At 72.4% G+C, this 12,653-nt stretch carries 12 protein-coding genes; 7 read left to right on the forward strand and 5 right to left on the reverse strand.

Features of this window, described 5'->3' with window-relative positions:
- Position 1 precedes the first annotated feature (1 nt).
- Both flgK and IFT88_RS02280 read right to left on the reverse strand, forming a co-directional pair.
- Positions 2-1,426, reverse strand: a complete 1,425-nt coding sequence (flgK, locus tag IFT88_RS02275) for a flagellar hook-associated protein FlgK (RefSeq protein ID WP_342212050.1) — start codon at positions 1,424-1,426, stop codon at positions 2-4.
- A 1-nt stretch (position 1,427) separates the two neighbouring features.
- Complete coding sequence (locus IFT88_RS02280; protein WP_043594815.1) at positions 1,428-1,931, reverse strand: flagellar protein FlgN; 504 nt, start codon at positions 1,929-1,931, stop codon at positions 1,428-1,430.
- Between the two features lie 469 nt (positions 1,932-2,400).
- Here IFT88_RS02280 and IFT88_RS02285 point away from each other — a divergent pair, with 469 nt between their 5' ends.
- The 5 genes from IFT88_RS02285 to IFT88_RS02305 all read left to right on the forward strand — a co-directional run bounded on the left by IFT88_RS02285 (position 2,401) and on the right by IFT88_RS02305 (position 6,584).
- Complete coding sequence (locus IFT88_RS02285; RefSeq protein WP_192118683.1) at positions 2,401-3,222, forward strand: sigma-70 family RNA polymerase sigma factor; 822 nt, start codon at positions 2,401-2,403, stop codon at positions 3,220-3,222.
- Between the two features lie 116 nt (positions 3,223-3,338).
- Complete coding sequence (locus IFT88_RS02290) at positions 3,339-4,205, forward strand: flagellin N-terminal helical domain-containing protein (RefSeq protein WP_043594809.1); 867 nt, start codon at positions 3,339-3,341, stop codon at positions 4,203-4,205.
- 189 nt (positions 4,206-4,394) lie between these two features.
- Complete coding sequence (gene fliD, locus IFT88_RS02295; protein ID WP_192118685.1) at positions 4,395-5,783, forward strand: flagellar filament capping protein FliD; 1,389 nt, start codon at positions 4,395-4,397, stop codon at positions 5,781-5,783.
- Positions 5,783-6,259 (forward strand): flagellar export chaperone FliS, encoded by a 477-nt coding sequence (fliS, locus tag IFT88_RS02300; RefSeq protein ID WP_192118687.1) that lies wholly within the window; start codon positions 5,783-5,785, stop codon positions 6,257-6,259. The genes fliD and fliS overlap by 1 nt, the downstream gene beginning before the upstream one ends.
- The gene (locus IFT88_RS02305) at positions 6,249-6,584 is read left to right on the forward strand and encodes a hypothetical protein (RefSeq protein WP_192118689.1); all 336 of its coding nucleotides are present in this window, start codon (positions 6,249-6,251) and stop codon (positions 6,582-6,584) included. Before fliS ends, IFT88_RS02305 begins: the two co-directional genes overlap by 11 nt.
- A 30-nt stretch (positions 6,585-6,614) precedes the next feature.
- On the opposite strand, the gene IFT88_RS02310 is transcribed toward IFT88_RS02305, so the two are convergent.
- Positions 6,615-8,144: a CitMHS family transporter gene (locus tag IFT88_RS02310; RefSeq protein ID WP_043594806.1), complete on the reverse strand. Its 1,530-nt coding sequence runs from the start codon at positions 8,142-8,144 to the stop codon at positions 6,615-6,617.
- A 170-nt stretch (positions 8,145-8,314) separates the two neighbouring features.
- Between IFT88_RS02310 and IFT88_RS02315 the strand changes: the two genes are divergently transcribed.
- Positions 8,315-10,288 carry a sensor histidine kinase gene (locus IFT88_RS02315; RefSeq protein WP_342212051.1) on the forward strand — a complete coding sequence of 658 codons (1,974 nt, stop codon included), beginning with the start codon at positions 8,315-8,317 and terminating at the stop codon, positions 10,286-10,288.
- Positions 10,285-10,992, forward strand: coding sequence for a response regulator (locus tag IFT88_RS02320; protein WP_192118690.1), 708 nt, complete (start codon positions 10,285-10,287; stop codon positions 10,990-10,992). Before IFT88_RS02315 ends, IFT88_RS02320 begins: the two co-directional genes overlap by 4 nt.
- Positions 10,993-11,142: 150 nt before the next feature.
- Here the strand turns inward: IFT88_RS02320 and IFT88_RS02325 are convergent, their stop codons facing one another.
- The gene (locus IFT88_RS02325) at positions 11,143-12,108 is read right to left on the reverse strand and encodes a hypothetical protein (protein ID WP_192118692.1); all 966 of its coding nucleotides are present in this window, start codon (positions 12,106-12,108) and stop codon (positions 11,143-11,145) included.
- Positions 12,109-12,117: 9 nt separating this feature from the next.
- Positions 12,118-12,546, reverse strand: a complete 429-nt coding sequence (locus IFT88_RS02330; protein WP_156155615.1) for a hypothetical protein — start codon at positions 12,544-12,546, stop codon at positions 12,118-12,120.
- Positions 12,547-12,653: the final 107 nt, after the last annotated feature.

Here is a 12,653-nt window from a genome sequence, read left to right on the forward strand (position 1 = left end):
GTTACCTCCCGACCCGTCCCATGCCGTTGATCAACGTGTCGAGCATCTCGTCGATCGCGGTCATGACCCGGGCCGCGCCCTGGTAGGCGTGCTGATAGGTGAGCAGGTTGACGTTCTCCTCGTCGAGGCTGACCCCGGCGGTCGAGAGCTGGCGACCCTTGGCGGACGTCGCCGCGAGGTCGGTGAGGGTCGAACGATCGGCCTCGGTGCGGGCCGTCGCCCCGATCGTGCTGACGATCGAGCCCCAGGTGCGGTCGGGCGAAACGACCGACAGGCCGATCTGGCCTACGGCCCGGGCGACCGAGCCGTCGAGGGCCCCGCCCGTGCCGTTGCCCGAGGCGATGGTCGAGGCGCCGGTCGGCAGCACGGTGAGGCCGCGGGCGGCGGACACCCCGGCGGTGAACCCGAAGAAGGCGTGACCCGTGGTGCCGTCGGCCGTCGTCCCGGTGGAGTGCACCGCGTTGACCTGGGCGGCGAGCTGGGTCGCGAGGGCGTCGTAGCTCGCGGCGGCCTCGGCGAGCACGCCGCCGGTGCCGCCGGGAGCGGCCGGGGCCAGCACCGACAGCGAGCCGGCGATGCTGCCGCCGTCGAGCGAGATGGGGTCGCCGGCGCGGTGGGTCCATTCGAGCGAGACCCCCGAGGAGGCGGTGGCCAGGGTGTAGTCGCCGGTCACCTTCACCTGCCGGGCCGAGTCGCCCGACACCAGGGCGTTGCCGCCGACCAGGACGTCGACCGTGCCGTCCGCGTTGTCTCGCACCGTGCCTCCGGCGAGCGACGCGATCTTCTCGGTCAGTGCCGAGCGCGCGTCCACCAGTTCGTTGGTGCTGACGCCCTGTTGGGTCGCGGTGCGGATGCGCACGTTGAGGTCGGCGACCTGGGTCGCGGCCGAGTTGAGCTGCGAGGCGAGACCGTCGAGCTGCTGACGGTGCGAGGTCCACTGGTCGTCGACGGCCTTGTAGCCGGTCGAGAGGGTCTGGGCGATCGTGTTCGCCTGGCCGAGCAGCACGGCGGCGGGGGCGGCGGCGGACGGGTCGTTCGAGACGTCCTGCCAGGCCGACCAGAACTTCGTCAGCTGCGAGGCGATGCCGGTGGTGCTCGGCTCGTTCAGGGAGGACTCGAGGGCGGCGGTGACCGAGGCGCGCACGCCCTGGTAGCCGGCGGCCCCGGCGGCGCCGCGCACCTGCGCGTCGGCGAACCGGTCGCCGATGCGGGCGATGCCGTCGACCGACACGCCCTGTCCCGGCTGGACGCCGCTCGAGAACAGGCCCACGCGGGCTGCGGCCTCGATCGAGGACTGGGTGACCCGTTGGCGCGTGTAGCCCTCGGTGTTGACGTTGGCGATGTTCTGGCCGACCACGTCGAGCCCGGTCCGGGCCGCGGTCAGCCCGCGGTAGGCCGTGGCCAGGCTGCCGAACGTGCTCACCACGTCAGAGCCGCCCGTCGAACAGGTGACCGCCGGAGGCGCTGGCCGAGTTCGCGTGACCGGTCTGGCCGGTCGCGTCGTACGTCGCGGTCGCGGGGCCGGTCGACGCGGTGGCCAACGTCTCCTGCGTGGCGCGGGCGGCGGCCCGGAGGAAGCGTTCGTTCTCGTCGCGCAGCTGGGCGATGCGGCCGGTCAGCTCGGTCATGGCACGCAGGTGGGCGGTGAAGATCTCGCCCCACGGGCCGGCCGGGGCCGCGGCGATGATCTCGCGCAGCGGGGCCTCCTCGTCGGTGCCCCACTCGCGGGCGACGGCCGATACCTCGACACTGCGCTCGAGCCCCGCCGAGCGGAGGCGACCGAGCACCTGCTCGACCTCACGCGTGGCGTGGTCGATCCAGCGGCTGCGGCCCGCGGTGAGCAGCAGTTGCTCCTCCTCGAGCTTGAAGGTCAGCAGCTCGAGCAGCTCGCGCTCTCGCCAGAGCAGCGCGGAGAGTTCGTTAGCGCCCATGGGGGCCTCCTCGGTCGGTCGCATCGGGGTGTCGGGTTCGTCGGTCGTCGGCGAGGAGTGCCCGGCGTCCTCTGCACCGGTGACTATCGGCGGAGGCTCGGAGCGCGTTAGTCAGCGGCCCCGAACCGTGCTCCTAGCCTTAAGGCACCACTCGAAGGAAGGGCCGTTCCGACCCAGTCCGGGGGTGGGGGCACGGGGTGTGTCCCCCGAAGGGATGACGACCGTTCCCCCGCACTGGGGGCAGTCCCGGACTGCCGCCGCCCCCCTCCGGCTCGGTAGCGTTGCAGAGCAGCGACGGACCCCCGACGGGTCGGTCGCGCAGCACCATCCGCGGTCCGGACGACGTCTCGTCCGGTGCGCCGCGCCTCCTCGGCGAACCCTGTCGACGTGCCCTGATCAGAGGGCCGTTCGTCGCGCCCGGAGTCACCGTCACCGGACCACACAGGTCCCCTTCGCACTGGGAGTCGCGATGAACCGCACCGAACGCAACGCCATGGTGGTGGAGAACCTGCCGTTGGTCGGTTACCTCGTCTCGGAGGTGTGCGCCCGCGCCACCCACCTGTCGCGTGACGACCTCGCCTCGGTCGGTGCCGTCGCCCTCGTCCAGGCCGCCGACGCCTTCGACCCCACGCTCGGCATCCCGTTCGGCGCCTACGCCCGCACCCGCATCGTCGGCGCGTTCGCCGACGACATGCGCTCGGGCGACTGGGCCAGCCGTGGCACCCGCAAGCGCATCAAGGAGACCCACGCCGTCCAGGAGGCGCTCACCGCGACCCTGGGACGCGCCCCGAGCGTCGACGAGATCGCCGGTGCCCTCGGCGTCGACCGCCAGACGGCGGCCGGTGCCCTGACCGACGCGGCCCGCACGGTCTCGGCCCTCGACGACACCGTCGCCGACCACCTCGCCGCCGACCTGCCGCTGCCCGAGGAGAACCTGCTCGTCTCGGAGCGCAGCCGCTACGTCGCCGCCGCGGTCGAGGCCCTGCCCGAGCGCATGCGCCTGATCGTCGAGGGCGTCTACTTCGGCGACCGCACGGTCACCGAGATCGCCGACGAGCTCGGCATCACCCACAGCGCCGTCTCGCAGCAGCGCACCGAGGCGGTCCGCCTGCTGCGCGACGCCCTCGAGTCGCACTACGCCGACGACCCCGACGCCGAGTTCACGCCGGTCTCGAAGACCGCGCCGGCCCGACGCAGCGCGTACCTGTCGCGCGTCGCGACGAACGCCGCCGTCGGCATCGCCCGCGCCATGCGCGAGCCCGACGCGGCCGTCGTCAGCACGGCGGTCTGAGATCGCCCGAAAAAACTTCTGCGGCTGACTTACAGCCGCGGTCGACCGGCCGACAGTAGCCGGTGTCAGCCCACGGACGGGCCGACGAACACCACCCAGTCACGGAGGAGAACACCATGGGTATGCAGATCAACACCAACCTCGCGGCCAACAACACGTACCGCAACCTGAACGCCACGCAGAACGACCTGTCGAAGAGCCTCGAGAAGCTCTCGTCCGGCCTCCGCATCAACCGTGCCGCTGACGACGCGGCCGGCCTCGCGATCTCCGAGGGCCTGCGCTCGCAGGTCGGCGGACTGACCGTCGCCGCACGCAACGCCCAGGACGGCATCTCGGTCGTCCAGACCGCGGAAGGCGGCCTGACGGAGGTCCACTCGATCCTCCAGCGTGTCCGCGACCTCGCTGTTCAGTCGGGCAACGACTCGAACAACGCGGACGCTCGCAAGGCCATCCAGACCGAGGTCGCGTCGCTCGGCAAGGAACTGGACCGCATCTCGGGGTCCACGAACTTCAACGGGATCAACCTGCTCGACAGCGACAAGTCGCTGACGTTCCAGGTCGGTGCCGGTTCGACCGCCGCGAACGACCAGATCGACGTCAAGCTGACCGACATCGCTGCGGTCGCCACCGTCGTCAAGGGCATCGCGGCCCAGGCTGCCGACCCGACGGGTGCCGCCACGGCCGCAGGCCTCGGCTCGGCCGGCGACGCACTCAAGGCGATCGACGCCATCGACACCCAGATCAAGAACGTGTCCACGGCTCGTTCCGAGCTGGGTGCCGTCCAGAACCGCTTCGAGCACTCCATCGCGTCGACCAACGTCGCGAAGGAGAACCTCACGGCGGCTCAGTCGCGCATCCGCGACGTGGACATGGCCGAGGAGATGGTCAAGTACACGCGCTCCAACGTGCTCAGCCAGGCCGGCACCGCGATGCTGGCCCAGGCGAACCAGAGCACCCAGGGCGTGCTGTCGCTCCTCCGCTAGTCGTAGCCGAGGAGGGTCCCGTGCTCCCAGCTCGGGCCTGACCCACCACCTCACCGCGGTTCGAGACCGGGTGGCCTCGACGGTGCAGCTGATCCTGCACCGTCGGGCCACCCGGTCTCAGCACTTCCCCCCCACTTCGATCTGCCCCACGGTCCGACCCCGGACACCCCACCTCGACAGGAGCACCAGATGGCCTCGCTCGGCATCGACGGACTCGTCAGCGGGCTCGACACGACGACGTTGATCAACACGTTGATGCAGTCCGAGGCCGTGCCGCAGACGATCCTGAAGAACAAGGCCACCGTCGGCCAGACGCTCGTCACGGCACTGCAGGGTCTGAACACCAAGATCGCCGACCTGGCGACGCTCGCGACCTCGACCGCCAAGGCCGGCTCGCTCTCGCTCTTCACCCCCACCAGCAGCTCGACGGCCGTCACGGCCACCACCGCGGCCGGGGCCGTCTCCGGATCGATCGACCTCGTGGTCGGCTCGACCGCCTCGTCGAAGACCGCCGTGACCGCGGCGATGACCACCTGGCCCGACTCGCCCGCCACCCTGACCTTCGTCTCCGCCGCGGGCACGAAGACCGAGGTGACCGCCGCCTCCTCGTCCCTCGACGACGTCGTGACGGCGATCAACGCCTCCGCCGCCGGCGTCTCTGCCGTCAAGGTCGCCTCGGGCAAGGACGCCTCGGGTGCCGTGCAGTACCGCCTGCAGCTGTCGAGCCAGAAGAGCGGCGCCGAGGGCGGTTTCGACGTCTTCCGCGGCACCGCCGCCGACGTGGCCGCCGGCACCGCCCCCGACCTGATCGCCCAGCCCGGCGCCGCCGTGATCTCGCAGGCGCGCGACGCCTCGATCACCCTCTGGGCGGGAACGGCGGCCGAGCAGGTCGTCACGAGCAGCAGCAACACGTTCACCGACGTGATCCCCGGTGTCTCGGTCACCGTCTCGGCCACGACGACCGAGCCGGTGCACCTGGCGATCGCCCGCGACGCGACGGCCGCGACGAAGGTCGCGACCGACCTGATCGCGGGTGTCAACGGGGCCTTGAGTCTGATCAGCAGCAGGAGTGCCGCGACGACGTCGACCAGCTCCACGGGGACGACGACGGTCACCGCCGGCGTCTTCGGCGGCAACTCGACGACCCGTGGCATCACGCAGCGACTGACCGACGCCGTTCTCAGCCCGGTCGACGGGCAGTCGCCGAGCACCATCGGCATCTCGATCGACGCGAAGACCGGCCAGTTCGCGGTCGACGCCACGAAGTTCGCCGCCGCGCTCGCCGCCGACCCCGCGAAGGTGCAGGCCACCATGAGTGCCATCGCCGCGCGGGTCGCTTCGACGTCGACCGCGGTGTCGGACAAGTTCGACGGTTCCTTGACGAAGGTCATCACCGGGCAGCAGTCGGTCGTGAAGGACCTCAACAACCGCGTCAGCGACTGGGACGACCGTCTCTCCGCTCGCCGCGCGAGCCTGCAGAAGACCTACTCGGCCCTCGAGACCTCGCTCAGCGCCCTCACCGCGCAGCAGAAGTACATCTCGAGCCAGCTCGCCACCCTCTCGACGAGCAGCAGCTGATGGACGCCACCTCGTTCGCCGCCTTCGCCGCGGCCTCGGCCGGCCCCTCGGCCGTCGTCCAGAAGCAGCGCGCCCAGTACACGAGCGACGCCGTGCTGTCGGCGACGCCCGTGCAGCTCGTCACGATGCTCTACGACCGCCTCATGCTCGACCTGTCGCGCGCCGAGGCCGCCCAGGTCGCCGCGAACTGGGGCACCGCCTCCGAGCAGTTGCTGCACGCCCAGGCGATCATCGCCGAGCTGTCGTCGTCGCTCAAGATCGACGTCTGGGACGGCGGCGAGGGCCTGCTCGCGCTGTACACCTACACGTCGACCGCCCTGGTCAACGCCAACGTGCACCGTGACGTCGCGCAGACCCGCGAGGTCATCGGGCTGCTCGAACCGCTGCGCCAGGCCTGGCACGAAGCCGCGGCCTCGCTGCAAGCCGGCGCCGCCTCGACCGTCCCGGGCCTGTCCGGAGGCGTCGGTGTCGCCTAGGACCGAGCGGACGCACGCGGCCTGGCGCGCCGCCCTCGACGAGCTGGAGGCGCTGGTCGCCGAGGCGGACGCCTCGCTTCCCGCAGGCGACGGCGACCCCGCCGCCCTGCCCACTCCGGCCCGTCGATGGACGCCGCCCGTGGGGCTGGGGCCGTTGCCACGGGAGTTGGCGACCCGCGCCTCCTCGTTGGCGGAGCGCCAGCGCGGCGTGCTCGCCCGCCTCGAGGCGGCGCGGGTCGCCGTGCTGCAGCACCTCGGCGCCGTCCGCACCGTCGAGGCGTCACACGAGCCCTCGCGCCCGGTCTACCTCGACGCCACCGGCTGACCCGGCCCGGCCGACCCCGCCCGGGTGGCCTCAGCCGAAGGGGATGACCCCGACGACGATCGCGACCACGAGCATGACGACCGAGACGACGGCCGCCCGCCAGAGCACCTTCTTGTGGTGGTCGCCGAGGTTGACGTTCGCGAGGCTGACCAGCAGCAGGATCGCCGGCACGAGCGGGCTCTGCAGGTGCACGGGCTGGCCGATCACCGAGGCCCGGGCCATCTCGACCGGCTCGATGCCGAACGCCGCGGCGCTCTGGGCGAGCACGGGCAGGATGCCGAAGTAGAACGCGTCGTTGCTCATGAAGAAGGTGAGCGGCAGGCTGAGCAACCCCGTGATGACGGCGAGGTACGGGCCCATCTCGTTCGGGATCACCTGCACGAGCCACTGCGCCATCGCGTCGACCATGCCCGTGCCGTTGAGCACGCCGATCAGCACGCCGGCGGCGAAGACCATCGAGACGACGCCGACGATGCTCGGCGCGTGGGCGACGATCTCGGCCGACTGCTGCTTCACCTTCGGGAAGTTGATCAACAGCGCGACCGCGACGCCGACCATGAACACGTAGGCCAGCGGGAAGAGGTCGAGCACGAGCAGCACCATCACCACGACGGTGAGGGCGAGGTTGAACCAGATCAGCTTGGGGCGCAGGGTCTCGCGGGTGGGGTCGAGCATCGTGTCGGCCATCGTGCCGGCCAGGGGAGCGCCGTTCTCGCTGCCGCCGCTGCCGCCCGGGTTGTCGACCGCGCGCTCGCCGGGGGCGTCCGCGCGGCTGCCGTCGGCGCGCCCGCCGCGCAGGCCCAGGGCGACCGTGGGGCTGGTGAACATCGAGACGCCGACGCCCGCCTTGCCCGGTCCGCCACCGCGGGCGGCCGTGGCCAGCTCGCGCGACAGGGGGGACATCTTCTCGGCCGCGGCGGCCAGCACCGAGCCGCCGAGCTCGACCGTGCCGAGGCGGCGGCGCTCGCGCAGGCCCATCAGCCAGGCGAACACGAACACGATGACGAGGCCCGTGATCAGCGACGGCACGAGGGGCACGAAGATGTCGGACGGCGCGACGTTGAGCGCCGCGGCGGCCCGCACGGTCGGCCCGCCCCACGGGACGATGTTGAGGGTGCCGTTGGCGAGGCCGGCGACGCAGGTCAGCACGACCGGGCTCATGCCGAGCTTGAGGTAGATGGGCAGCATGGCGGCGGTCGTCACGATGAACGTGGTCGACCCGTCGCCGTCGAGCGAGACGGCCCCGGCCAGCAGCGCCGTGCCGAGCACGATCTTCGCGGGGTCGTTGCCGGTGACGCGCAGGATGAAGCGTACGAGCGGGTCGAACAGCCCGACGTCGATCATCAGCCCGAAGTACATGATCGCGAACATCAGCAGCGCCGCGGTCGGAGCGAGGTCGCCGATCGCCTCGATCACCATGTCGCCGATGCCGAGGCCGGCCCCCGCGAACAGGCCGAAGATGGTCGGCACCATGATCAGGGCGAGCATCGGCGAGAGCCGCTTGGTCATGATCAGCACCATGAAGGTGGCGATCATCAGATAACCGAGGATGACGAGCATCAGGACTCCTTCGTCCGGTTCGTGTGTCCGGGCACGCTAGCCGCGCCTCCCGCTGCGCGTCGCGCTTGTGCGCATTGGCCGACTATCGCGCGTTGGCGCCGTTCTGCGCGTTCTGCTCAGGGCCGCAGGAGGCGCGGGGCGCGTCGGCCACGCCCGGTACCCTGGCCGACGTGACCGACGACAGCTCACCACGGGGACGCCGCACGCCGGCGAGCCGTCGGGCGGGTGTGCGACGGGGGCCGGGGCAGGGGGCGGCGCCGCGCCTCCGGAAGCGACGTTTCGCCACCGAGGTGCTGCTGCTGCAGCTCGCCGTCGTCACCGCCATCGTGCTGCTGACCAGCGCCGTGTTCGCGACGATCGCCGTCCAGCGCCTGGCCCGTGAGGCCGAGTCGACGGCGCTCGCCGTGGCGCAGAGCGTCGCGAGCGACGCCGACGTCCGCGAGCAGGTCGCGCTGCTGAGCGTCGACGGCACCGTGATGGACCAGGAGGCGCTGGCCCAGGGAGCCCTGCAGCGCACCGCGGTCGCGGCCCGGCTGCGCACCGGGGCGCTCTTCGTCGTCGTGACCGACGATCGCGGGGTGCGGCTGGCGCACCCGGACCCCTCCCGCATCGGCGAGCGCGTCAGCACCAGCCCCGACGCCGCCCTGCGCGGCGAGGAGGTCGTCGCCTGGGAGCGCGGCACGCTCGGCGACTCGGCCCGCGCGAAGGTGCCGATCTACGCTCCGGGCGTCTCGGTCGGCGCGGCGTCGACGGGGTCCGGCTCGGCGGAGGGCGTCGTCGGCGAGGTCAGCGTCGGCTACGCGCCGACCCGCGTGTACGACACGCTCGTGCAGGACGCCGTGCCGGTCGTCGGGGTGGCTGTGCTCGCCCTCGTGCTCGGCGTCGTGGCGTCGGTGCTGATCCGTCGACGGCTCGACCGGGCGACGCTCGGTCTGCAGCCCGAAGAGCTGTCGAGCCTCGTGCAGAACCAGCAGGCCGTGCTCGGCGGGGTCGGCGAGGGCGTGCTCGCGGTGTCGCGTGACGGTGTGGTGACGGTGTGCAACGACCAGGCCGCCCGGCTGCTGGGGCTCGACGCGGGTGCCGTGGTGGGGCAGCCGCTCTTCGGGCTCGACCTGCCCGAGGGGCTCGTCGCGCTGCTCGGCTCGAGCGAGGCGGACGCACCGCCCGGCTCGCGGGCGCGGCCCGACGGTGCGAACACGACCACGACCGACACCACGCTCGTGGTCGGTCACCACGTGCTGCTCGTCGACGTGCGCCCGGTGTCGCGCGACGGGGCCGACCTCGGTCGGGTCGCGGTGGTGCGCGACCGCACGGCCGTCGAGGCCCTGACCCGCCGGCTCGACGCCGTCGGCGCGATGACCACGGCCCTCCGCGCGCAGCGACACGAGTTCGCCAACCGGCTGCACGCCCTCTCGGGGATGCTCGAGCTCGGCCGGGCCGAGCAGGCCCGCGCCTACCTCGCCGACGTGCTCGACCACGGGCCGTTGCGCTACCCGGTCGCCCACGCCGACCGGTTGACCGAGCCGTACCTGCAGGCGTTCCTCGGCGCGAAGGGCGTCGAGGCGGCCGAGCGGGGCGTCCTGCTGAAGCTCGGGCCCGAGACGCTCGTCACGGGGTCGGTCGTCGAGCCCGGCGACGTGACCACCGTCCTCGGCAACCTGGTCGACAACGCGGTGCGGGCCGCCGTGGCCGGCCACGTCACCCCCGCCTGGATCGAGGTCGAGGTGCTGGACGACGGCACCGACCTGCACCTGTCGGTGATGGACTCGGGAGACGGCGTCGCCGACGTGGGGCAGCTGTTCGACCGCGGTCCGCACGCGGCCGACGACGAGCCCGACCCCGCACGCGTGCACGGCCTGGGGTTCGGACTGCCGCTCTCCCGGGACATCGCCCGGCGCCGCGGCGGCGACGTCTGGCTCGGCTCGCCGGGCGGTGACGGGCACGGTGCCGTGTTCTGCGCGAGGCTCGTGGGCGCGGTCTCGGGCGAGGCGGTGGTGACGGGCGCGTCCGGGCCGGCCCGCGCCTCCTCGTCCCCGGCCGGCGACGACGCGCGAGCGCACGGCGTCGGCACGCCCGCGGACGGCACCCCCGCCACCCCCGACGGCAGCAGCACCCCCGGCACCCCCGAGAGGACCACCCCGTGACCACCGAACTCACCGTGCTCGTGGTCGACGACGACTTCTACGTCGCCGACCTGCACCGCCGTCAGGTCGAGCAGCTGCCCGGCCTGCGGGCGCTGCCCGCCGTCGGCACGGTCGCCGAGGTACGCCGCGTCCTCTCCGAGCAGCACGTCGACCTGCTGCTGCTCGACGTCCACCTGCCCGACGGCAGCGGGCTCGACCTGCTGCGCGAGGTCGACGTCGACGCGTTCGTGCTCAGCGCCGCGTCGGACGCCACGACCGTGCGGCGGGCCCTGCGGCGCGGGGCGCTGGGCTACCTGATCAAACCGTTCGCGTCGGGCACGCTGATCGACCGGTTGCAGGCCTACCAGCGGTACCGCAACGTGCTCGACGAACGGACGGCCGTCGACCAGGAGGCGCTCGAACGGGCCCTGCGCATCCTCCATTCCGGCGACGCGGCGAAGGCGGCCTCGCCGTCGCGGTCGGCGACCGAGCAGGCGGTGCTCGAGCAGTTCGGTGCCGAGGCGGACGCGGACGCCGCGGAGGCCGGGGCCGGGGCCGGGGTCGGGCCGCTCGAACTGTCGGCGGCCGACGTCGCCGCCCGGGTCGGGGTCTCGCGGGCCACGGCGCAGCGGTACCTCGCGGCGCTCGCCGCCGATGGTCTCGTCACGATGAAGCTCAGCTACGGCACCACCGGCCGCCCCGAGCACCGCTACTCGCGCCCCTGACCCGACCCGCTCCTCCGCGCCGCCGCCCTGCCGCCGCATCGCACCGCCGACTGAACGTCGCACCGCCCAGATCGGCGGTGCGACGTTCAGCCGATGGTGCGATGCACCCCCCGCTCGTCGGGGCGGGCCACCGAGGAGGCGCGGGCCGGCTCAGTCCGCCGGTGCGGTCTCGACGACCGGCCCGTTCACCTGCACGTCGATCAGGCGGTTGTCGGAGCCGTCGGGTCCTCCCCGGAGGGTCACGGTGTAGGGCTCGTCCGCACCCTCACCGGGTCCGGTCACGACCCGCCGTGAGCCGCTCGGGGTGGTGTCGTCCTCGAAGACGGTGAAGCCGTCGGCGACGAGGGCGTCGACCAGCGCTGCCGTCGTCGCGTCCCGTGAGGCACCCGGAACGAGCACGACGGACTGCGCGACGGTCCACTGTCGGATGCTGCTGTCCGGGTCGTCCGGTGTGCCGGCGACGCCGGCGTCGCCGTCCTCGAACACCTCGACGCTCTCGACGACGGCCGGGTCGACGAGCGCGACCACCCGGTCGACGAGGTCGTCGGCACGTCGGCCGGTTTCTTCGATGGAGGTGGCCGACCTGACAGTGGGCGTCTCGTCGACCGTCGGTCCGACCACGCCGAGGAGGACGTAGTTCTGCCCGGGCGACGCGCCGTTGTCCCCGGCCTGCACGGTCAGCTCGAAGCCGTCGTAGCGGTCCTCGTCCGAGGTCAAGGTGACCCAGCGGCCTCCCGCGTTCGACGTCTCCCGGTCGAGACCCACCGTCCAGCCGTCCGCGACGCGGGCATCGATCACGGACTCGGCGACGTCGAGCTGGGGTGCGTCCGGCACGAGGTTCACGTACCGCAGCACCCGCCACTCCTGGATGCTGCCGTCGGCGTCGTCCGCGGAGCCGCCGATCGCCGCCGCGCCGTCCTCCTGGGCCTCGACGCTCGCCACGAGCGCCGGGTCGACCTGGGCCTGGAGGCCGTCGATCAGTTCCGTGGCGACCGTGCCGGTCTCTTCGATGGACAGTCCGTCGTCCGCATCGTGAGGCCCGGTCGTGCCAGTGCTGCATGCCGTGAGGAGCGCGAGGCCCAACACGACGACGCAGAGCGCGCGGCCGTCACCCACGGAGGAACGTCACGTCGCTGCGTCACCATCGGTCTCGACGGTCGGGCCCGTCACGGCGAGCGACAGGACGGCGGGTGTCGAGCCGTCGTCGCCGGCCTGCAGGCGGATCTGGTACCCCTCGTCGGCGTCCCGTGTCAGTTCCACCCATCGGCCTCCCGCGCCGGTCGTCTCACCGTCGTAGACGACCTTCCAGCCCGACGACCCCAACTCGTCGACTGCGTGGTCGGCCAGCTGCAACTGGTTCGCCGGCTCCCGCAGCGAGATGGTGCGTTGTACGTGCCACTCGACGACACTCGAATCGGCATCGACGTCGCCACCGAGGAGCGATCCCGCGCTGTCGTCGACGACCTCGACCGATGTGACCTGGTCGCCGGGGATGAGCGCCTGGACGGCGTCAGCGATCTCGTTGGCCTTGATCTGCGTCTGGTCGATGGTCACGGTGTCCTCCTGGGACGAGCGGGTAGGCGAGGCATCGGGCGCGGGCGAACCCGAGGTGCAGGCGGTGATCAGGGCGAGTACGACGACGCCCGTCAGTGCTCCGGCAG

The sequence above is a fragment of the Frigoribacterium sp. CFBP 8751 genome, assembly GCF_014841545.1.
Lineage (GTDB): Bacteria > Actinomycetota > Actinomycetes > Actinomycetales > Microbacteriaceae > Frigoribacterium.

What these genes read in the sequence shown, in the direction of transcription:
- IFT88_RS02285 (WP_192118683.1), top strand. Translation starts at nt 2,401, where the DNA reads ATGAACCGCACCGAACGCAACGCCATGGTGGTGGAGAACCTGCCGTTG.
- fliD (WP_192118685.1), top strand. Translation starts at nt 4,395, where the DNA reads ATGGCCTCGCTCGGCATCGACGGACTCGTCAGCGGGCTCGACACGACG.
- IFT88_RS02280 (WP_043594815.1), bottom strand. Translation starts at nt 1,931, where the DNA reads ATGGGCGCTAACGAACTCTCCGCGCTGCTCTGGCGAGAGCGCGAGCTG.
- IFT88_RS02290 (WP_043594809.1), top strand. Translation starts at nt 3,339, where the DNA reads ATGGGTATGCAGATCAACACCAACCTCGCGGCCAACAACACGTACCGC.
- IFT88_RS02310 (WP_043594806.1), bottom strand. Translation starts at nt 8,144, where the DNA reads ATGCTCGTCATCCTCGGTTATCTGATGATCGCCACCTTCATGGTGCTG.
- fliS (WP_192118687.1), top strand. Translation starts at nt 5,783, where the DNA reads ATGGACGCCACCTCGTTCGCCGCCTTCGCCGCGGCCTCGGCCGGCCCC.